Genomic DNA, 20,480 nt, shown 5'->3' with positions numbered 1-20,480 from the left:
TGCGTACGAAAAATCGAAAACTAAACTAAAAAACATTATGGGAAAACCAATTTTGGTAGTTCTAGCAGCAGGAATGGCGAGCCGTTATGGCTCATTAAAACAAGTGGATGGATTTGGTCCACATGGTGAAACAATTATAGATTATTCCATTTTTGATGCTATACGTGCTGGATTCGGAAAAGTGGTTTTTATTATCCGTGAAGAATTTGAGCAAGTAATGCGTGAAAAATTCGACAAAAAATTAGAAGGAAAAATCGAAGTCGCTTATGCTTTCCAAAACTTTGACCTTAGAAAATTCGGAATCGACAAAGATATCGAACGTGCTAAACCGTGGGGGAACTGCACATGCGGTGATGTCAGCAAAAGATGAAGTCGATGGACCTTTCTGTGTAATTAATGCAGACGATTTCTACGGTTATGATGCATTTAAAAAAATGGCAGATTTCCTTTCTAATGAAGCTGATGATAAACATATGTCTTTAATGGGATTCGAACTGGGAAATACAATGTCAGACTACGGTTATGTATCTAGAGGAGTATGTGAAGTAACTAACGAAGGTCATATGGCATCAGTAACCGAAAGAACCAACATCTATTACGATAAAGAAAACAATGGATAAAAAGATCGTGTTCGAAGAAAATGGAGTGAAAAATGAATTGCCAGCAGATGCACGCGTGTCGATGAACTTCTGGGGATTTACGCCGAAAATATTCGATGTCGCAATGGAGATGTTCCCAAAATTCGTTGAAGAAAATGGCGATAATCCTAAATCAGAATTCTTTATCCCATCCGTTCCTGACCATATGGTAAAAAATGGTCAAGCTGACTTCAAAGTTATACCGACCTCCTCAAAATGGTTCGGGGTAACATATGTTGAGGATAAACCAATCGTACAAGAAAGTATTTCTAAATTGGTGGCAGATGGTGAATATCCAGAAAAATTATTCTAAGAATATAAAATCTAAAACGAAAATGGCAGGCTTCAGTCCTGCCATTTTTGTTTTAGTACAATATTGATATCTTTATCCTATATAAATCTACACGATGAAGAAAATTATGATGGTAATCCTGTATATTTTTATTGGACTCATTGGTTTTGCCGCCATCTATTTTGCTGCTGACTTTATTCTTTCAAGAATAAGCGCAAATCATAATGATAACAACCAAAATAAAAATATTACAGCCTATATTTTGTCCAATGGCGTACATACAGATATTGTTTTGCCAATTAAAAATGAACTGCAAGATTGGACAGAAATCTTCCCATTAGAAAATACAAAAGGAAATGCTCAAGACCATAATTTTGTTTCCATAGGATGGGGAGATAAAGGCTTTTATTTAAATACGCCTGAATGGAAAGACTTAACATTGAAAACCGCATTGATCGCAGGTCTAGGAATAGGAGAAACAGCATTACATATCACCTATTACAAGAATATGGTCGAAGATGATTTATGCTATAAAATTCAAATCGACACCAATCAATATAACGCAATAAAAGATTATGTACTGGAAGCATTAGATAAAGACGAAAATGGAAAACCAATTCTTATTAAAACAAATGCACAGTACGGAGATGACGACGCTTTCTATGAAGCGAAAGGAGCTTATAACCTGTTTTATTCTTGCAATACTTGGTCAAATGTCGCATTGAAGAAAGCAAATATGCCTTCAGCAGTCTGGACAGTATTCGATACAGGTATTTTAAGACATTATAAAAAATAGAAAAAGCTCGGTCCTATTTGAACCGAGCTTTCTCTTAATATAAGGGGGTAAACTTAAAGTCTTATTTTACCTCTTCGAAATCTACATCTTGAACATCGTCAGCGCCACCACCTTGGTTGCCACCGCCATTGTTCGCTTGACCAGCATCACCTTGTGGCTGTTGCTGTCCAGCACCTTGTTGTGAAGCAGCATACATCTCTTCAGATGCGGCACTCCAAGCATTGTTCAATTCTGTAGTCGCAGTCTCGATCTCTGGGAAGTTTTTGTCAGCATGTGCTTTCTTCAACTTCTCTAAACCAGATTCGATAGGAGCTTTCTTGTCAGCAGAAATTTTGTCGCCATACTCTTTCAATTGTTTTTCAGTCGAGAAGATTAAAGCATCTGCACCATTCAATTTATCTACTTCCTCTTTCACTTTTTTATCCGCTTCAGCATTTGCCTCCGCTTCTTGCTTCATTTTCTTAACTTCCTCTTCGGATAGTCCTGAAGAAGCTTCGATACGAATGTTTTGCTCTTTACCAGTAGCCTTGTCGATAGCTGATACCTTGATAATACCGTTAGCATCAATATCAAATACTACCTCAATTTGAGGAATACCACGTGGAGCAGGAGGGATGTCTGTCAATTGGAAACGTCCTAACGTACGGTTCTGTGCAGCCATTGGTCTTTCCCCTTGCAATACATGGATCTCTACTGATGGTTGGTTGTCCGAAGCCGTTGAGAATACTTCCGATTTACGAGTCGGAATAGTCGTGTTAGCTTCAATTAATTTAGTCATAACACCACCCATAGTTTCAATACCTAAGGAAAGTGGAGTAACGTCTAATAATAATACATCTTTTACTTCACCTGTCAAAACACCACCTTGAATAGCAGCACCTAATGCTACAACCTCATCTGGGTTAACACCTTTTGATGGCTCTTTTCCAAAGAATTTTTTAACAGCTTCTTGGATCGCTGGAATACGTGTAGAACCACCTACTAAAATAATCTCATCGATATCTGATGTGCTGAAACCAGCGTTTTTCAATGCAGTACGACATGGCTCAATAGTACGGTCAATAAGTGGACCAACTAAACTCTCGAATTTAGCACGTGATAAGGTACGAACCAAGTGTTTAGGACCTGAACCATCAGCAGTAATATATGGTAAGTTAATCTCTGTTGATGTTGTGCTTGACAATTCAATTTTAGCCTTCTCAGCAGCGTCTTTCAAACGTTGCAAAGCCATAGGATCTTTCCTTAAATCTAAACCACCATTCTCGTCAGCAAATTCATCTGCTAACCAATTAATGATCGCGTTATCAAAGTCATCTCCTCCTAAGTGAGTGTCACCGTCAGTTGATTTTACCTCAAAAACACCATCACCTAATTCTAATACTGAAACGTCATGTGTACCACCACCACAGTCAAAAACAACAATCTTCATGTCTTTGTCTGCTTTCTCAAGTCCATAAGCCAATGCTGCAGCTGTAGGCTCATTGATGATACGCTCCACTTTCAAACCAGCAATCTCACCAGCCTCTTTTGTAGCTTGACGCTGAGCATCATTAAAATATGCAGGAACTGTAATTACTGCACGCGTTACTTCTTGCCCTAAGTAATCTTCAGCTGTTTTCTTCATCTTCTGAACAATCATAGCTGAAATTTCTTGTGGAGTATATTTACGGTCGCCAATTTCAACACGTGGTGTATCATTGTCGCCCTTTACTACTTTATAAGGAACTTTATCAATCTCGCCCTTAGCCTCATTATATGTTACACCCATAAATCTCTTGATCGAATAGATCGTGTTCTGTGGGTTAGTGATAGCTTGACGTTTTGCTGGATCTCCAACCTTGCGTTCCCCGCCTGCTACAAATGCTACAACTGAAGGTGTTGTGCGTTTCCCTTCGTTATTCGCAATTACTACCGGCTCATTACCTTCCATTACGGCTACACATGAGTTGGTAGTTCCTAAGTCGATTCCTATAATTTTTGACATATCTTGTTGTGTTATCTTATTAATGTTTAAATGATTTTATATTGTAATAACAACGCTTATGCCAAACGGTTTTTTCTTTGTTTGTCATAGCAAAGTCGGAAATATCTGCAAAGAATTGTCATCATAGCGTGACAATATGTCATTTTTTCCAAAATAATGGAATTATATGTATTTTTGAGAAAATTAAATCCAACATGACTTTTGACGAATACCTGAGTTACTTCGAGGATATCTTAAACAATACAGAAGCACACGAAGCATACTCAACTAACGCTGACTATCTAAACTACACAAAACTAAATTGGTCTAGAATGAACAGATGGCTGAAAAAATTTGAACCATCTGCAGAAATGAAAGTATGCATCGATAATATAAAAGATCCACAACATTGGATCTTAATAACGGAACCTTGGTGTGGTGATGCAGCTCACTCTGTACCACAGATCTATAAAATTGTAAAAGACAACCCTTTTATTGATCTTGATATCCAACTGAGAGATACTGAACCTTTCTTGATCGATGACTACTTGACAAACGGAGGAAAATCAATCCCTAAACTTATTATTCGTAATGACGTAGGTCACGACAAAGTAGTATGGGGACCAAGACCAGATGCGCTGCAAAATATATTTGAACAACAAAAAGCAGAGGGAAAACCTTTTGAAGAAATTAAAGAAGCCATTCAAAAATGGTACAACGAAGATAAAGGTGAAGAAATCCAAAAAGAATTAACAAAATTATTAAGTGAATAAAAAAAAGGCTGCATCCGCAGCCTTTTTTGTGCAAGAAAAACAACCTTGCAGCAATCCAAAAACCTCCTATTTATGATCTATAAATTTCTGCTGATCTTTTTTTGATAATGAAGCAACGATTAAGTCAAAACTATGATCTATTAATTCTCGAAGGGCTTGATCCGATAACTGACGATTGGCATGTACAGTGTTCCAATGCTTCTTATTCATATGATAACCCGGAAAAACAGTGTGCTCATACTTCTCCCGCAATTCAATAGCATACTCAGGATCACATTTAACATTAAAAGTCAATTCATCAACCTGATCCAGACCAACCAGTAAAAAAACCTTACCCAAAACTTTAAAAACTAAGGTGTCTGGACCAAAAGGTGTCTCCTCTGTCGTTAATGCCTTGCTGATACAATATTCACGCAATTCCTCAATATGCATACGCTATAATTTAAACTTTTCTTTAACAAAATCTTGAAAGCTTCCACCAATAGGGATTTCTATATCATCGATCCAAATAACATGCCTGTCCAATTTACTGACCTTGTCCGTATTAATAACATATGAACGATGAACTTGAATAAAATTATTGTCCGCCCATTCTGAAAGAAACTCCTTGATCGTCATTCGTGCCAATACCTCCCTGCCATCCATCACAAATCGAAGGTAATTCCCCACAGCTTGAAGAACAGAAATCTCTTTAAGATCTATTTTTACCATTTGATAGCCATCCTTTACAAATAAGGTAGGATTGTTCTCTAGTATACCCTTCAGCTCCAACATCTCCTTAGCTCTTAAACATGCCTTTTCAAAACGCTCAAAGCTATAAGGCTTCAACAAATAATCTAATGCCTCTAATTCGAAACCTGAAAGCGCATATTCAGAATATGCCGTAGAAAATATAACCAAGGGTTTCTCTTCTAACCCCTTGAATAAATCAATACCGTTGATATCAGGCATTCTAACATCCAAAAACAACAACTTAACATCATTCTCCATTAAATAATCCCTTGCTTCCAAACCATTCAAGAACTGCTTCTCCAAATTTATATAGGGAACTCGATCGGAGTATCTTCTGATGATATCCAATGCAATGGGTTCATCATCGATCGCTATAGCTTTAATCATCGTCGCGCTCAATTAATTCAGGAGAATCTCGCAGCTCAATAGTCAAAAAAACAAAGTATTCTTCCTGGTTTTGTTCCATAACCAACATATATTTATCAGGGTAAGTTAAATCCAGCCTCGATTTAACATTGTCAAGCCCAATGCCTGACTTCGTCCTCTCCAAATCCGTACCCTCAATATTATGAATACTGTTGTAAACAGAAAACTTTAACTGTCCATCAACAACATCTGCATTCACCTTTATCCAAGATGGCTTAACCATACTGATCCCATGTTTAAATGCATTCTCAACAAATGGAATCAAAAGCATTGGAGCAATAAATAGATTGTCAAAACTATCGACAATATTATGTTCTATTTTAACAGAAGGAACACTCTCTGTCCTCAAGCTTTGAATCGCAATATATTCTTTTAAATAATTAAGGTCTTTTGATAATGGTATTTGATCTAATTGATTCTCAAAAATCAAGAACCTCATCATTTGGCTCAACCGTTGGATAGAATCAGCAGTTCGGCTGGCATCCTCCTGTAAAGCAATCCCATAAATGCTGTTCATAACATTAAATAAGAAATGAGGATTTACCTGAGACTGCATAAGCTTATACTCTGCAGCTGTTTTGCCAAGATCCTTTCTCAAGCTGGCAATCGTCTTCCGATCACTCCTTAACCTAAAGAAATAATAATAAGTAAATGGAATAAGTATCAAGACACAGATGAGACCAAGGATAATTATTTTTTTACTGGGACGACCGTGAATACCTTGAATAATCATCCAGAAAGGAATGAAAATTATTGCACTGCTTAAAAGAACAATTAAAAAGTATTCAACGAAAAGAATCTTTTTCTTAGCTACGAATTCCAATAAAACATAATTGTTTAAGGCAAACAACAAATAAGCAAACGGAACATATAAAAATAGAATGGCCAAATGACGATGAATGGTCGAGCCTATAAGAGAAAAAATAAAAGTCAATCCAACAACTAGAAGTAACTCTGTGAAGAATCTCCTGAATGTGCTTTTTTTCGGTTGGTCAGTATTCGTAATCATATAGCTTCTATAAATGTAAAAAAATACCCATTAGTTTCATGGGGAAGATTGTCAATATTTAGTTGGAAGGGAACTTTGTCTCTATTTTTCATGTCAGAATATTCTAAACATGAAAAATCTTTTACTTCAATAGAGCAAAAAGGATAGATCATTTGATAATCATAATAAGACATCATAGCTTTTTCACCAGACTGAAAAACATTAAATGTCCACTCACTCAGAACATCCATATCCATCACACCAAGAAATAACTTGATAAAATAATAAAAAACCATATCATCACTTTTGAATAAATCATTCTTTGTTTATACAATGATATAGAAGGAATCAATGCACGAAAAATTTTTGTGATGAACTAATAAAAAGAAATGATGAACAACATCAATCCCACAAAAAAAGGTTCCTGGCAACCACCCAGAACCCTCTATATTTTTATAAAACTTCATAGCTAAAGATTTTTCCTCTTCAAAACTTTAACCAGTCTAATGTCTTATGTCTAATGTCTTTTGTCTAATCCTTATCCCGCTTAATATCTCACATCTCACATCCCACATCTCCTCTACATCTTCAACCCAATTTCTCTCAATCTTTCATCCAAATATTCACCTGCAGTATAGTCTTCATAAGCTTTTGGGTGTTCAGCATCGATGCAAGAGTCCAGTGAAGCTAGGCTCATGCTAGATTTTGGATGCAAGAAAAATGGAACGGAGTAACGTGATGTTTTCATCAGTTCCCTAGGTGGGTTAACAACACGGTGAGTAGTAGATTTTAATTTATTGTTCGTTAGTCTCTGCAACATATCGCCAACATTTACTACAATATCCTCGCCTTTTGCTTTGATAGCAAACCATTCACCATCTTTGGTCAATACTTCCAAACCATCTGCACTAGCTCCGATCAATAAAGTAATCAAATTAATGTCCTCATGTGCTCCCGCACGAACAGCATCCGCTGGAATCGAATCCGGATTTTCAATCGGAAAATAATGAATCGCTCGAAGAATGGAATTTCCGTTGATTACAAATCTTTCGAAATAATCCTCCGGTAATTCAAGATAAGTAGCAATTGCTTTCAGTAAATTACGACCAGCATCCTCTAATTTCTTGTAAATCTCTGCAGTGACAGCATTGAAACGAGGTAATTCAGAAACTTCAGGGTTGTCAGGAAAATCTGATTTTGAATACTCTTCGCCAACAATAGTCTGTCCACGTTGCCAAAATTCTTTTAAATCAGGAGTCTTCGAATCTTTAGCTTTTTCTTTCCCTTTCGATGTATATCCCCTTTGACCCGCTAGTTCAGGGAATTCATACTTGTCTTTGATAGACTCCGGTTGATCAAAAAATTGCTTGACAACTTGATATAGCTCATCAATTAATTCTTGGGATAGACCATGATTGGAAATCGTAACAAAGCCAGTTTCGTTAAAAGCCTTGCCGATATCAGCAACGAATTGTTTGCGCAATTCTGAATTGCCTTCAGTATAATGTGTCAGATCTAATCTCGGGATATTTACTAATGCCATGTTCTTATTTGTTTGATGCAAAGTTAATGTAATAATAATATCGTTAATTATAAAGTGTTCATAACAACTATTAAATTACCATTAATTATTTGATTCCCAATATCTAAAAGTTTTCCACACTAAATACTATTTTTATTAAAATGAACATTTTAATAAAGAACTATCTATTTGTGTCAAGGATTTATTAAAAAATCACAAAACTGTTTGATTTATCAATTCAATAATTTAAATTTGTTATGCTTGCATAATAAATGTTAGAAAACCCGAATATGAGCCAAGACAACACCATCGATTATTTCTTAAAGACAGCATGGCAAACTGTTGCCAACAAATATAATGTAATAGCCTCTCAACATGGCTTTACTCAGGCTGCAGGTTATATTTTGATTAACATACATCGAGATGGTACTCCAGTATCGCAGATCGCAAACTCAACAGGAGTGAAAACAACATCATTGTCTCGAGTACTAAATAACCTCGAAAGCCTAGGTTTTATATATAGGGAAACATCAGATACTGATAAAAGATCCGTAAAAGTATATCTAACAGATCTAGGACGAGAAAAAAGAAAAGTCGCCAAAGATGTAGTAAGAGAATTTAATGAGTATCTAAATACTTCTTTCTCTGAAAAAGAAAAAGCTACACTAGTCAAATTCTTGAAAAAAATCAATGAAGTGGCAACGAATTATTCGCCTGAAGTGCAAATTGAACCTTAATAAATAAGAAAATATACGTGATATGAATAGAAATATTAAAAAAGTAGCTGTATTGGGATCCGGAGTGATGGGCTCTCGAATTGCTTGCCACTTTGCTAATATAGGTTTAGAGGTATTGCTTTTGGATATTGTGCCAAAAGAACTGTTACCAGCTGAAGAAGCTAAAGGTTTGACATTGGAAAGCCCAGCAGTAAGAAACAGAATTGTAAATCAATCTCTGGATACAGCAATAAAATCAAACCCCGCACCTTTATATAGCAAGTCCTTCGCAACGCGTATTACAACCGGAAACTTTGATGACGATATGAGCAAAATTGCACAGGCAGATTGGACTATCGAAGTGGTTGTAGAACGTTTGGACATCAAAAAATCCGTTTTTGATAAGGTAGAACAATTCCGGAAACCTGGAACTTTGATCACAACGAATACATCCGGTATTCCAATTCATTTGATGGAAGAAGGTAGATCACAAGACTTCAAAGAAAATTTCTGTGGAACACACTTCTTCAATCCACCACGTTATCTTCCTTTATTGGAAATTATTCCCACAAAAGACACAAAAAAAGAAGTGGTGGATTTCCTAATCGAATATGGGGATAAAATGCTCGGAAAAACCGTCGTATTGTGTAAAGATACACCAGCGTTCATCGGAAATAGAATCGGGGTATATTCAATGCTCGCTGTGACTCATCTCGTAGAGAAATTAGGACTAACAGTAGAAGAAGTTGATAAATATACCGGACCAGCAATGGGACACCCTAAATCAGCAACTTTCAGAACCGCAGATGTCGTAGGATTAGATACTTTGGTGAATGTTGCCAAAGGATTGGAACAAAATGCCCCTGATGATGAAGCTAAAGGTGTATTCATCCTGCCTGAATTCATCAGCAAAATGGTCGAAAATAAATGGCTAGGTGAAAAAACTAAAAAAAGGGTTCTATGAAAAAGTAAAAGACGACAAAGGAAATTCTGAAATCCTATCACTAAACTTAAAAGACCTCACGTACGGCCCTCAACAAAAAGTGAAGTCCTCAACTCTCGAAGCAACGAAACCTGTTGAAGACATCAGAAAGAGAATGAAAGTATACGAACAAGGAACAGATAAAGCCGCAGAACTTTTCAGAGCAATGCATTATCCTTTGTTCGAATATGTCTCCAACCGTGTGCCAGAAATAACAGACAACTTCTTCAGAATTGACGATGCAATGAGAGCTGGATTCGGCTGGGAAATTGGACCTTTTGAAGTATGGGACGCTTTAGGTGTTAGAGAAACAATTGAAAAAATCAAAAATGAAGAAAAAAGAATCCCAGGTCAAACAGGCGAAGTTGCTCAATGGGTAAAAGATATGTTGGATGCTGGATTCGAAAGCTTCTATAAAGTGGAAAATGGTGTCCGCCATTACTATGATATTGAATCCAAATCATATCTCCCAATCCCTGGAACTGAAGACCTAATTGTACTTGACCATATCCGAGAAGGAAAAACAATATGGAAAAACTCCGGTGTATCAATTATAGATCTTGGTGATGGAATCATTAACTGTGAGTTCCATACGAAAATGAATACAATTGGTGGAGATGTCATACAAGGATTGAATAAAGCAATTGACCTTGCTGAAAAAGAATATCGTGGTTTGGTAATCTCAAATGATGGAAAGAACTTTTCCGCAGGTGCCAATATCGGAATGATTTTCATGATGGCTGTTGAACAAGATTATGACGAGTTGAATATGGCGGTGAAAATGTTCCAAGATACATCAATGCGCCTGAGATACTCTGCAATTCCTGTCGTAGCAGCACCATTCCAAATGACATTAGGTGGTGGATGTGAATTCTCAATGCATGCCGACTTTGTGCAGTTACATGCTGAAACATATATGGGATTAGTAGAATTTGGAGTTGGTGTAATCCCTGGTGGTGGCGGTTCTAAGGAATTTGCATTAAGAGCATCAGACGATTTCCGTCCAGATCAAATTGATCAGAACTTCCTAAAAGATCGTTTCTTAACCATTGGACAAGCAAAAGTTTCAACATCAGCAGTAGAAGCATTCGAGCTAGGCTACCTGCAGGAAGGAAAATATGCCATTACAATGAACCGTTCTCGCTTATTGGCAGACGCAAAAGCAAAAGCATTAGAGCTTGCAGATGCAGGTTATGTCCAGCCAGCAAAACGCAAGGACATCAAAGTATTGGGAGACCAAGGACTAGGAATCGTATATGTAGGAGCATCATCAATGGAAGCAGGACACTACATCTCAGAACACGATAAATTAATCTCAGAAAAACTAGGCTGGGTTATGTGCGGAGGAGACCTCTCACAACCAACCGAAGTCGACGAGCAATACCTTCTAGACATGGAACGCAAAGCATTCCTTGAACTCTGCGCAACCCGCAAAACCCTAGAAAGAATACAAGCAATGTTGACCACCGGGAAGCCGCTTAGAAACTAGTTTCTGGATTTGAGATTTGAGAAGTGAGATTTGCGATATTAAACGATAAATAAAGTGCATAAAATCGAGGATATTAAAATTTGGCATATGGCAATAGATCTTTCAACAGAAATATATAGAATAGTGGCAAATTTTCCTAACGATGAAAGATTCGGTTTATCCTCACAAATAAAAAGATCAGCAGTTTCAATTGCTTCAAATATAGCTGAAGGGGCTGGCAGAAATTCTGATAAAGAGTTTAACCATTTTTTAGGTGTAGCTGTTGGTTCTTCCTATGAATTGTTAACCCAAATACTCATAGCTGCTAAATTAGGCTTAATTGAAAAAAATGATGCTGAAGATATTTATATCAGATTAACTCAAATCCAAAAAATGATTTATGGCTTTCAAAGAAAGCTGACAAAAAATAAAAATAATTAATAATTGACCCTTTAAATAACAAAGGATAAATCAATAATAGTGAGCTATGGATTTTCTACTATCTCAAATCTCATATCTCACATCTAATATCTAATTAGACATGGAAGCATACATAATAGCAGGATTTCGCTCAGCGGTAGGAAAAGCTCCAAGAGGAGGCTTCAGATTTACTCGTGCGGATGATTTGGCAGCTGATGTAATTAAACACTTAATGGCATCTGTACCAAATGTAAATAAAGAAGATATCGACGATGTAATCGTCGGAAATGCAATGCCAGAAGCTGAACAAGGCCTAAATATCGGTCGTTTTATATCCCTAATGGGACTCGATACGGACAAAGTTCCAGGAATAACTGTGAACAGGTACTGTGCATCCGGTTTAGAAACTATTGCAACAGCAGTGGCAAAAATAAAATCTGGAATGGCTGATATGATAGTGGCAGGTGGTGTTGAGATCATGTCAGGAATGCCATTCGGAGGATGGAAGATTGTGCCTAACCCTGTGGTTTCTAAAGAACATCCAGATTGGTACTGGGGAATGGGACTAACGGCGGAAGCAGTGGCCAAAGATTACCATGTGTCTAGAGAAGACCAAGATAAATTTGCGCTTAAGTCCAACCAAAAAGCTGTAGCAGCAATAAAAGAAGGTAAGTTCAAAGAAGAAATTGTGCCTATTACCATCAAGGAAAACTACGTGAAAGATGGTAAAATGGCAACAAAAGAATATGTCGTTGATACCGATGAAGGTCCACGTGCTGATACATCGCTGGAAGCATTGGCAAAATTACGCCCAGTATTTGATGCCAAAGGTTCAGTAACTGCTGGTAACTCATCCCAAACGTCGGACGGAGCAGCTTTCGTCTTGGTCGTATCAGAAAAGAAAATGAAAGAGTTGAACCTTAAACCAATTGCTAAACTTGTAAGCTATGCAGTGGCAGGGGTACCGCCTCGAATCATGGGAATCGGGCCTGTCGTGGCAATACCAAAAGCATTGGAACAAGCAGGTTTGAAAAAAGAAGATATTGACCTGTTCGAATTGAATGAAGCATTCGCTTCTCAGTCTTTAGCAGTAATCAGAGAATTGGAACTCGATGAAGAAAAAGTAAATGTAAACGGCGGTGCAATCGCTTTAGGACACCCGTTAGGCTGTACCGGAGCAAAATTAACCGTGCAAGTATTACACGAACTTAGAAGAAGAGGTAAGAAATATGGAATGGTAACAATGTGTGTGGGAACAGGACAAGGTGCAGCAGGAATATTTGAATTATTGTAAAATAAAGTATTAACAAAATATATAACAGAAGAAGGTGCTTGTTCACTTATTCTAAACAAAAAGAATCATGAGCGAAGAAGTAAAAAATAAAGCAATTAAAGGCGGAGAATTTGTAATCCGCGAAACAGCATATTCAGATATTTTCATCCCTGAGGAGTTTGATGAAGAAGCAAAAATGATTCGTCAAACCTGTATCGATTTCTTGGATACGGAAGTCTTAAATAAACTAGACCGTATTGATGCACAAGAAGAAGGATTGATGCAAAGCCTAATGGACAAATCTGGAGAATTGGGAATGTTGGGAGTATCAATCCCTGAAGAATATGGCGGTTTCGGTAAAAACTTCAATACATCCATGTTGGTAGCGGATGCAGTAGGTGGAGGATTCTCCTTCGCAGTAGCATTATCAGCACATACAGGAATCGGAACTTTACCAATCCTGTATTATGGAAATGCTGAACAAAAAGCAAAATACATCCCCAAATTGGGAACCGGAGAATGGAAAGCTGCTTATTGTTTGACAGAACCTAACTCAGGATCTGATGCTAACTCTGGACGTACTTCAGCAAAATTAAACGCCGAAGGAACACATTATTTGATCAATGGACAGAAAATGTGGATTACAAATGGTGGATTTGCTGATGTTTTTATTGTATTTGCTAAAATTGACGACGACAAAAACCTATCAGCATTTATCGTAGAAAAAGATTTCGGAGGAATATCAATGAATCCTGAAGAACATAAATTAGGAATCAAAGGGTCTTCAACACGACAAATATTCTTCAATGACTGCCCAGTTCCTGTCGAAAACATGCTGTCAGACAGAGAAAATGGATTTAAAATAGCAGTTAATATCTTGAATATAGGACGTATCAAATTAGGAGCAGCAACAATTGGTTCTGCACGCTCTGTTTTGAATACTGCTATCAATTATGCCAATGAAAGAGTGCAGTTCAATCTGCCAATTTCAAAATTTGGAGCAATACGTTATAAATTGGCAGAAATGGCAACCCGTTTGTTTGCAAATGAATCCGCAGCATATCGTGCAGGACAAAATATTGATGATGCTTTTGATGCGCTGATTGCATCTGGAATGGATGAAGCAAAAGCAAAATTGAAATCGGTTGAACAATTTGCTATTGAGTGTGCTATTATCAAAGTCTGGTGCTCAGAAATGCTAGATTATGTAGTAGACGAAGGCGTGCAAATCTACGGTGGGATGGGATACTCAGCGGAAGCACCAATGGAAAGAGCGTATCGTGATGCACGTATCAATAGAATATTCGAAGGTACCAATGAGGTAAACAGGCTATTAGTAGTGGATATGTTGCTAAAACGTGCCATGAAAGGGGAGTTAGACCTAATGGGACCAGCACAGGCTGTAGCAGGTGAGTTGATGTCAATTCCTGATTTTGGAGCTGAAGATGATGCTCCTTTTGAAGCAGAGAAAAAAAATTGTTGCAAACCTCAAAAAAGCAGGCTTAATGATAGCTGGAGCAGCGGTGCAAAAGTTGATGATGTCGTTAGCGAAAGAACAAGAAATATTAATGAATATTGCAGATATCATTGGGTACATTTATGTCGCAGAATCTGTGCTATTACGCGCAGAAAAATTACAGCATACACAACCAGGTGAACATGCCGATTATGCCGCAGATATGGCAAAAATATATCTTTACGGTGCAATTGACAAAGTAAATGCAGCAGGTAAAGAAGCACTATATTCATTCGCTGAAGGCGATGAATTAAATATGATGTTGGTGGGATTACGCCGATTTACTAAAGCGCAACCATTTAACTTAAAAGAAGCACGCCAAAGAATTGCAAAAAAACTTATTGAAGAAAATAAATACTGTTTCTAAGTATTAAGGTTGATTATGAATAAAAGCCCCTGTGAAGGGGCTTTTTTTTGTCCCCAAACTTGTCTGTTTACCATTTGATTGTCTTAACTTTAGAATTTATCCAACTAATTTGAAAAGTTACGACGCTATAATTATTGGTTCCGGACCTAATGGACTAGCAGCTGCCTTAACTATGAGAAAACAAGGATTAACTACCTTAATCATAGAAGGTGACAGCATGATTGGGGGAGGTATGAGAACGAAAGAACTCACAATCCCTGGTTTCAAGCATGATGTCTGTTCTGCTGTACACCCGTTTGCATTGGAGTCCCCATTTTTTAGATCCAATATGGTTGCTGAGGCTGGATTAGAATTTATTAGTGCCGGTTATCAACTTGCACATCCCTTAGATTCAGGAAATACAGCAATCTTACATAAAAGTTTAGATAGAATGTATGCCGAACTCGGTCCGGATGCAAAAGTATATAAATCCCTAATTCAAGGCCTTGTTGAAAATTGGTATGAATTATCTGGGGATATTCTTGGGCCTTTGAGAATTCCAAAAAATCCATTATTGATGGCAAAATTTGGATTGAATGCTTTGAAAAGTGCCAATGCTACTGCTGATAGGTTTCAAACGCAAGAAGGAAGAGCTTTATGGGCCGGATTGGTAGGACATGGATTGCTTCCTTTTTCAAAAATTGCAACTTCTGCAATAGGTTTGGTATTAGCTACGTTGGGACATCGGTCAGGATGGTTAATCCCTAAAGGGGGTTCCCAATCAATCGCTGATGCCATGTTAGCAGACTATCAAAACAATGCTGGTGACTGCAAAATAAATTGCTGGATCGATAATCTGCAAGATCTCCCAAAACATAAAATCCTAATCGTGGATCTGACACCTCAACAAATACTCAAGCTAAAGGGGTTGAATCTTACAGATAAATACCGTAAAGCTCTCGGAGATTTTAAATACGGAATGGGTGTCTTTAAAATAGATTGGGCATTATCTGATCCAACGCCTTTCTTAGACAAAAGATGCCAACAAGCTGCAACTGTGCACATAGGAAATACTTATGAAGAAATAGCTCATAACGAACTTATGACCTATAAAGGTAAAATAGTGAATAAGCCTTTTGTACTTTTTTCTCAGCCATCAATGTTTGATCCCTTACGTGCGCCGGAAGGTAAGCACACAGGATGGGCTTATTGTCATGTTCCACATGGATCAACAATGGATAGAACTGAAGCTATAGAAAATCAAATCGAAAGGTTTGCACCAGGATTTAAGGATACTATTATAGCTAAGTCAAGTATGAATACAATGCAAATGCAAGCGTATAATCCTAATTATGTAGGTGGTGATATTAGTGGTGGGCAAATGGATATTAAGCAATTATTTACAAGACCAACAAATTCATTGACGCCCTATAGGACTTCAAATCCTAATGTTTACATTGCATCATCGTCAACACCTCCGGGTGGTGGCGTTCATGGTATGTGTGGGTTTCATGCAGCTCGTGTAGCCATGAAGGATCATTTCAATATAACTTTAGATTTTGATTTCGTATGAAAAAGATTGTGTTAGCAGGTGGAACAGGGAACTTAGGTACCATGTTGATTAGACTATTTAGAGAACAAAACTATGAGATCGTTGTACTATCAAGACAAAAGATGGTAAAACATCACCCAAAAGTTGAATTTGTACAATGGGATGCTGAAAACTTAGGTGATTGGCAAGAAAAATTAAATGGAGCCGATGTATTGATAAACCTATGCGGACTGTCAATAAACCGAAGATTTACCGAAAAAAATAAAAAACTATTAAGATCATCCAGAATTACACCAACAAAATTGTTGGGAAAAGCTATTTCAAATCTGAAAGATCCAGTGAAACTGTGGATTAACTTCTCAGGTGTTTCCTTATTCAATGGAGCAAAACAAATAAAAGACGAAACAAGTAAACAATACTCAAATGATTTCTTAGGACAGTTGGCTCAAGACTGGGAAAAAGCCTTTTTGGACGCTGAGGTCTCTAAAACAGATAAAGTAATCCTAAGAATGAGCCCAATCTTGAGCAAGAATTCTGGAATGTTTGCAGAATTATATCCCTTAGTAAAATTAGGACTGGGTGGAAAAGTGGGAAATGGTGAACAAATGATATCTTGGATACATGAAGATGATTTTGTCAGACTTATTGATTGGATTGTTAATTCTCAAGAAAACGAACCCATTTACCATGCCTGTAGTCCAAATCCAGTAAGCAATGCAGAGTTTATGGAGGAATTTAGAAAATCAGCTGGCGCAACATTTGGTATGCCACTCCCAACCTTTATTGCAAAAATCGGATCTGTCGTGAAAAATGTAGATTCTTCTTTATTGTTAGAAACTGTGCCCGTAACAACAATATTAACTTTAAAAAACGGGTTTAAGTTTAATTTTCCCTATATTCAGCCCGCGTTAAATCAACTTATTAAATCATCAACTTAAACTTTTTATGTCTAGTAAAACATTTCAACTTTCCGAAGATTGGACCGTCGTAGTATTGGGAATAGGAATCATTGCTTTAGCTCTGTTGGGATTCGTAGTTCCAGTGCCTTCTTTCGGATGGTCAAACTCTCAGGAATTGTCCTCTAAAGTATTCTCAGGTGATAATATTGCAGCAATGGGACTGCAGTTTGTGCTCGTCTATGTCACAGCAATCATAGGAGCACTGTTGTTGAAAAAAGATTTAAAAGCCTTATTGATCGTTTTTCCTGTAGTCTACTTGTTGACTGTTCTGGCACTTATATTAGCCGGAAATTCAGGAGTGAAAAGCTTTAACTTAGAAGCCGTTATTTTCAGTTTGGCAATAGGACTAATAATCAGCAATTTCTTCAAGATACCCAATTGGTTTAAACAAGCTTTAAGCACAGAACTATATGTTAAAATCGGGCTAGTATTACTGGGAACGACCGTTATATTTGGAGATATATTAAAAGCAGGTGCATTGGGGCTCGTTCAAGCATTAGTAGTAGTGGTGTCAGTGTGGTATTTTGCATTTTGGATTTGTAAAAAACTCAAAATAGACAAGGAAATGTCACTTATGCTTTCTAGTGCGGTATCGATATGTGGGGTATCTGCAGCAATAGCAACCTCAGGAGCAATCGAAGGTGACAATAAAAAGTTGTCTTATGTCATATCCCTCGTCTTGATTACGGCGGTGCCGATGATGATTTTTATGCCATACCTGGCAGAAATCATGAATTTATCCCAAGAAGTAACAGGTGCTTGGCTAGGAGGTAGTATAGATACAACTGGTGCAGTAGCAGCTTCTGGAACATTGGTCGGGGAGGAAGCCCTCAAAATCAGTACTATTGTTAAATTCTCCCAAAACGTTTTGCTCGGAATTGCAGCCTTTTTTATCAGTATATATTGGACATATTCCAAATCTGTAGATGATAAAACCAAAAAAGATAAACCAACACTAAAAGTCATCTGGGAAAGATTCCCGAAATTTGTCGTAGGATTCGTATTTGTATCATTGATGTTCTCATTTGTCATATCTCCAGAAACAAATGCTGGAATAAAAGATAGTTTGAAAAGTTTACAAGGATTGTGGTTTGCATTGGCTTTTACTTCAATAGGACTAGAAACAAATTTCAAAGACCTCTTTAAACAAGACAATAAAAAACCATTATACGCCTTTTTAATAGCTCAAACATTTAATATTATAGTAACGCTGGTATTGGCAATGGCATTATTTGGATAAAAATTTATGCAATCCTAACCAAGAATGCATCATATAGGTGTAGAGAAAATAGCATGGACGAAAAACAGTTATTGCAACATTACAAGCAAACAGGCAGTTTAGACGCCTTGGGCAAACTGTATGCTCCATACATGTCATTGTTATATGGGGTTTGCTATAAGTATCTTCAAGATGCTGAACAGAGCCAGGATGCGGTAATGCAGATCTTTGATGAGTTAATAGATAAGTTGCGCGTATATGAAGTGGATAATTTCAAAAGTTGGGTATATGTATATGCGCGTAATTTTTGCCTAATGCAACTCAGAAAAAATAAACAGATGACCAAGGTGGATATTGAAGACAACCTCTACGAATCTGAACAAAGTCTACGAGACAACGATGATAAAAAATGGGAAGAAAAAGACTTTGAAAAATTAGAAACCTGTATTGCTGGGTTAAACCATGAACAGGAAAAATGCATCCGGTTATTTTATTTGGAACAGAAGTGTTATAAAGATATCGCCGATCTAACAGGGTATGATATAGCTAAAGTCAAAAGTTATATCCAGAACGGAAGACGAAATCTTAAGATTTGTATGGAAAGAAAGTAATGGAAAATAATTATCAATTATCGCGAATTCACAATTATGTCATGGGTCTCATGAGTAAAGAAGAGATGTATGAAATGGAACGTGAGGCTCTGAATGATCCCTTTCTGCAAGATGCAATTGATGGCTATAAACTGCAACAAGGAGTAGATTCCAATCAACTTAGTATCCTGCAACAAAGGCTGGCAAGAAAAATCGCTGCAAAAGCAGAAGATAAAAAACAAAGGTTCTTCAGCTGGCACCGCTTGACAATTGCAATGGCAGCAGCTGTACTGTTCTTAGTAGCTTGCTCCTTAATCATGTTCAAATATATCACGAACCATAAAACTGAAAGAAATACAGAGGTTATCTTGATGGATCAAAACATGAAAGTACAATCAAATATTTTGGATGATGCAAATGCAGTACCTGTAGGAGGATGGGAAAAATTCAATGAAGAATTGAACTCAGAATTGAGAGATATAAATGCAACAGGAAGATTTCAGGTTTATTTCAACCTAAAGGATGGTAAACCGCAAGATATTCAAATAAGTCCAGCGAACAATCAAGAGTTTGTTCAGGTATTATCCTCCTTTATTGAACAGAAAATCAGATGGACAGGGGAAAAAGGTGGAATAGTGATTGATGTTCAAGAATAATGAAAAAGCGGTCAAGGATTTCCTTGACCGCTTTGTTTTATTCTTCCCAGCGAATTTTGTCCTCAATAGGACTCCTAACAGGTTCCCTAGGCTCAGACTCATGATGACCCATATAGAAAAAACCAATGCAACGTTGATTCTCCTCTAAATTTAAAAAGGGACCAATATGATTGATCAAGCCAGGCGTAGCCCAATAACCGCCAATGCCTATAGAAGCGGCAGCTAGCCACATATTTTCAACAGCACACGCCGTAGCAGCCAATTCTTCCCATTCGGGAACATCACCAGTATAATTGACGATAATAGCAACCGCAGCCTTGGATTGAGTAGCTTTTTTAGACATATTTTGTTCAGTCAATTCAGTATATTTTTCTGAAGGCGTGACAGACTTGTAAATCCTCGCAAGTTCATCACCTAAGCGTACCAAACCTTCATTGCGAAATACAACAAAACGCCAAGGTTGGGTGCGTTTGTGAGTAGGAGCAGCATTGGCAGCCTCTAAAATCGTTAATAAATCCTCACGGCTCACTTCTTGATCCGTATAATTCGCCTGAAAAACTGCCCTTCTAAATTGAATATTTTTTAATACTTCGTTCTGATGCATAATGTGTTTTTTACTATTTCTAGAATTGAATATTTAATTAATAATGACC

Annotated in this window: 20 protein-coding genes and 2 pseudogenes; 15 read left to right on the top strand and 7 right to left on the bottom strand. The window is 37.2% G+C overall.

Annotated features, from left to right (window positions below; translation table 11 throughout):
* The first annotated feature begins 37 nt into the window (after window positions 1–37).
* The 4 genes from FGL31_RS29315 to FGL31_RS19545 all read left to right on the top strand — a co-directional run bounded on the left by FGL31_RS29315 (window position 38) and on the right by FGL31_RS19545 (window position 1,726).
* Window positions 38–370, top strand: a complete 333-nt coding sequence (locus FGL31_RS29315; protein ID WP_317131086.1) for a hypothetical protein — start codon at window positions 38–40, stop codon at window positions 368–370.
* The gene (locus FGL31_RS29310; protein ID WP_317131085.1) at window positions 354–620 is read left to right on the top strand and encodes a nucleotidyltransferase family protein; all 267 of its coding nucleotides are present in this window, start codon (window positions 354–356) and stop codon (window positions 618–620) included. Before FGL31_RS29315 ends, FGL31_RS29310 begins: the two co-directional genes overlap by 17 nt.
* Window positions 613–951 carry a hypothetical protein gene (locus tag FGL31_RS29305; protein WP_317131084.1) on the top strand — a complete coding sequence of 113 codons (339 nt, stop codon included), beginning with the start codon at window positions 613–615 and terminating at the stop codon, window positions 949–951. The genes FGL31_RS29310 and FGL31_RS29305 overlap by 8 nt, the downstream gene beginning before the upstream one ends.
* Window positions 952–1,045: 94 nt before the next feature.
* Window positions 1,046–1,726, top strand: coding sequence for a TIGR02117 family protein (locus tag FGL31_RS19545; RefSeq protein ID WP_138093870.1), 681 nt, complete (start codon window positions 1,046–1,048; stop codon window positions 1,724–1,726).
* Window positions 1,727–1,787: 61 nt separating this feature from the next.
* Here FGL31_RS19545 and dnaK read toward each other — a convergent pair whose 3' ends face one another.
* Window positions 1,788–3,710, bottom strand: a complete 1,923-nt coding sequence (gene dnaK, locus FGL31_RS19540; protein ID WP_099370579.1) for a molecular chaperone DnaK — start codon at window positions 3,708–3,710, stop codon at window positions 1,788–1,790.
* Window positions 3,711–3,904: 194 nt separating this feature from the next.
* On the opposite strand from dnaK, the gene FGL31_RS19535 reads away from it, so the two are divergent.
* On the top strand, window positions 3,905–4,462 hold the full coding sequence (locus FGL31_RS19535; protein WP_138093868.1) for a thioredoxin family protein: 558 nt from the start codon (window positions 3,905–3,907) through the stop codon (window positions 4,460–4,462).
* Window positions 4,463–4,528: 66 nt separating this feature from the next.
* On the opposite strand, the gene FGL31_RS19530 is transcribed toward FGL31_RS19535, so the two are convergent.
* From FGL31_RS19530 to FGL31_RS19510, 5 genes are all read right to left on the bottom strand, one after another.
* The gene (locus FGL31_RS19530; protein WP_099370577.1) at window positions 4,529–4,894 is read right to left on the bottom strand and encodes an MmcQ/YjbR family DNA-binding protein; all 366 of its coding nucleotides are present in this window, start codon (window positions 4,892–4,894) and stop codon (window positions 4,529–4,531) included.
* 3 nt (window positions 4,895–4,897) lie between these two features.
* Window positions 4,898–5,581, bottom strand: coding sequence for a LytR/AlgR family response regulator transcription factor (locus FGL31_RS19525; protein ID WP_138093866.1), 684 nt, complete (start codon window positions 5,579–5,581; stop codon window positions 4,898–4,900).
* Window positions 5,574–6,629, bottom strand: coding sequence for a sensor histidine kinase (locus tag FGL31_RS19520; protein WP_099370575.1), 1,056 nt, complete (start codon window positions 6,627–6,629; stop codon window positions 5,574–5,576). The genes FGL31_RS19525 and FGL31_RS19520 overlap by 8 nt, the downstream gene beginning before the upstream one ends.
* Window positions 6,626–6,904 carry a hypothetical protein gene (locus FGL31_RS19515; protein WP_138093864.1) on the bottom strand — a complete coding sequence of 93 codons (279 nt, stop codon included), beginning with the start codon at window positions 6,902–6,904 and terminating at the stop codon, window positions 6,626–6,628. The genes FGL31_RS19520 and FGL31_RS19515 overlap by 4 nt, the downstream gene beginning before the upstream one ends.
* Before the next feature lie 284 nt (window positions 6,905–7,188).
* Window positions 7,189–8,151, bottom strand: a complete 963-nt coding sequence (locus tag FGL31_RS19510) for an isopenicillin N synthase family dioxygenase (protein WP_138093862.1) — start codon at window positions 8,149–8,151, stop codon at window positions 7,189–7,191.
* A gap of 269 nt (window positions 8,152–8,420) precedes the next feature.
* Here FGL31_RS19510 and FGL31_RS19505 point away from each other — a divergent pair, with 269 nt between their 5' ends.
* The 10 genes and pseudogenes from FGL31_RS19505 (at window position 8,421) to FGL31_RS19460 (ending at window position 19,827) form a co-directional block, all read left to right on the top strand.
* A complete protein-coding gene (locus FGL31_RS19505; protein WP_099370798.1) occupies window positions 8,421–8,867 on the top strand; it encodes a MarR family winged helix-turn-helix transcriptional regulator in 447 nt (148 codons plus the stop codon).
* Between the two features lie 22 nt (window positions 8,868–8,889).
* A pseudogene (locus FGL31_RS19500) lies at window positions 8,890–11,317 on the top strand (3-hydroxyacyl-CoA dehydrogenase/enoyl-CoA hydratase family protein).
* A gap of 54 nt (window positions 11,318–11,371) precedes the next feature.
* A complete protein-coding gene (locus tag FGL31_RS19495; protein WP_138093860.1) occupies window positions 11,372–11,737 on the top strand; it encodes a four helix bundle protein in 366 nt (121 codons plus the stop codon).
* A 100-nt stretch (window positions 11,738–11,837) separates the two neighbouring features.
* Window positions 11,838–13,010 carry an acetyl-CoA C-acyltransferase gene (locus FGL31_RS19490; protein WP_099370570.1) on the top strand — a complete coding sequence of 391 codons (1,173 nt, stop codon included), beginning with the start codon at window positions 11,838–11,840 and terminating at the stop codon, window positions 13,008–13,010.
* A 67-nt stretch (window positions 13,011–13,077) separates the two neighbouring features.
* Window positions 13,078–14,872: pseudogene (locus FGL31_RS19485) on the top strand (acyl-CoA dehydrogenase FadE).
* A gap of 109 nt (window positions 14,873–14,981) precedes the next feature.
* Window positions 14,982–16,424 carry a phytoene desaturase family protein gene (locus FGL31_RS19480; RefSeq protein WP_232046991.1) on the top strand — a complete coding sequence of 481 codons (1,443 nt, stop codon included), beginning with the start codon at window positions 14,982–14,984 and terminating at the stop codon, window positions 16,422–16,424.
* Complete coding sequence (locus FGL31_RS19475) at window positions 16,421–17,341, top strand: TIGR01777 family oxidoreductase (RefSeq protein WP_138093858.1); 921 nt, start codon at window positions 16,421–16,423, stop codon at window positions 17,339–17,341. The genes FGL31_RS19480 and FGL31_RS19475 overlap by 4 nt, the downstream gene beginning before the upstream one ends.
* Window positions 17,342–17,348: 7 nt before the next feature.
* Entirely contained in the window at window positions 17,349–18,602 is a 1,254-nt protein-coding gene (locus tag FGL31_RS19470) for a YeiH family protein (RefSeq protein WP_138093856.1), read from the top strand.
* Window positions 18,603–18,655: 53 nt separating this feature from the next.
* Complete coding sequence (locus tag FGL31_RS19465) at window positions 18,656–19,192, top strand: RNA polymerase sigma factor (RefSeq protein WP_138093854.1); 537 nt, start codon at window positions 18,656–18,658, stop codon at window positions 19,190–19,192.
* A 50-nt stretch (window positions 19,193–19,242) separates the two neighbouring features.
* Window positions 19,243–19,827, top strand: coding sequence for a hypothetical protein (locus FGL31_RS19460; RefSeq protein ID WP_138093852.1), 585 nt, complete (start codon window positions 19,243–19,245; stop codon window positions 19,825–19,827).
* A 37-nt stretch (window positions 19,828–19,864) separates the two neighbouring features.
* On the opposite strand, the gene FGL31_RS19455 is transcribed toward FGL31_RS19460, so the two are convergent.
* Complete coding sequence (locus tag FGL31_RS19455) at window positions 19,865–20,431, bottom strand: nitroreductase family protein (protein WP_232046990.1); 567 nt, start codon at window positions 20,429–20,431, stop codon at window positions 19,865–19,867.
* Window positions 20,432–20,480: the final 49 nt, after the last annotated feature.

Origin of the sequence: Sphingobacterium daejeonense (assembly GCF_901472535.1) — a bacterium.
GTDB classification, from domain to species: Bacteria; Bacteroidota; Bacteroidia; order Sphingobacteriales; family Sphingobacteriaceae; genus Sphingobacterium; species Sphingobacterium daejeonense.
The sequence above is the reverse complement of the archived record's forward strand: the minus strand, read 5'-3'. Positions and strand labels throughout refer to the sequence as shown.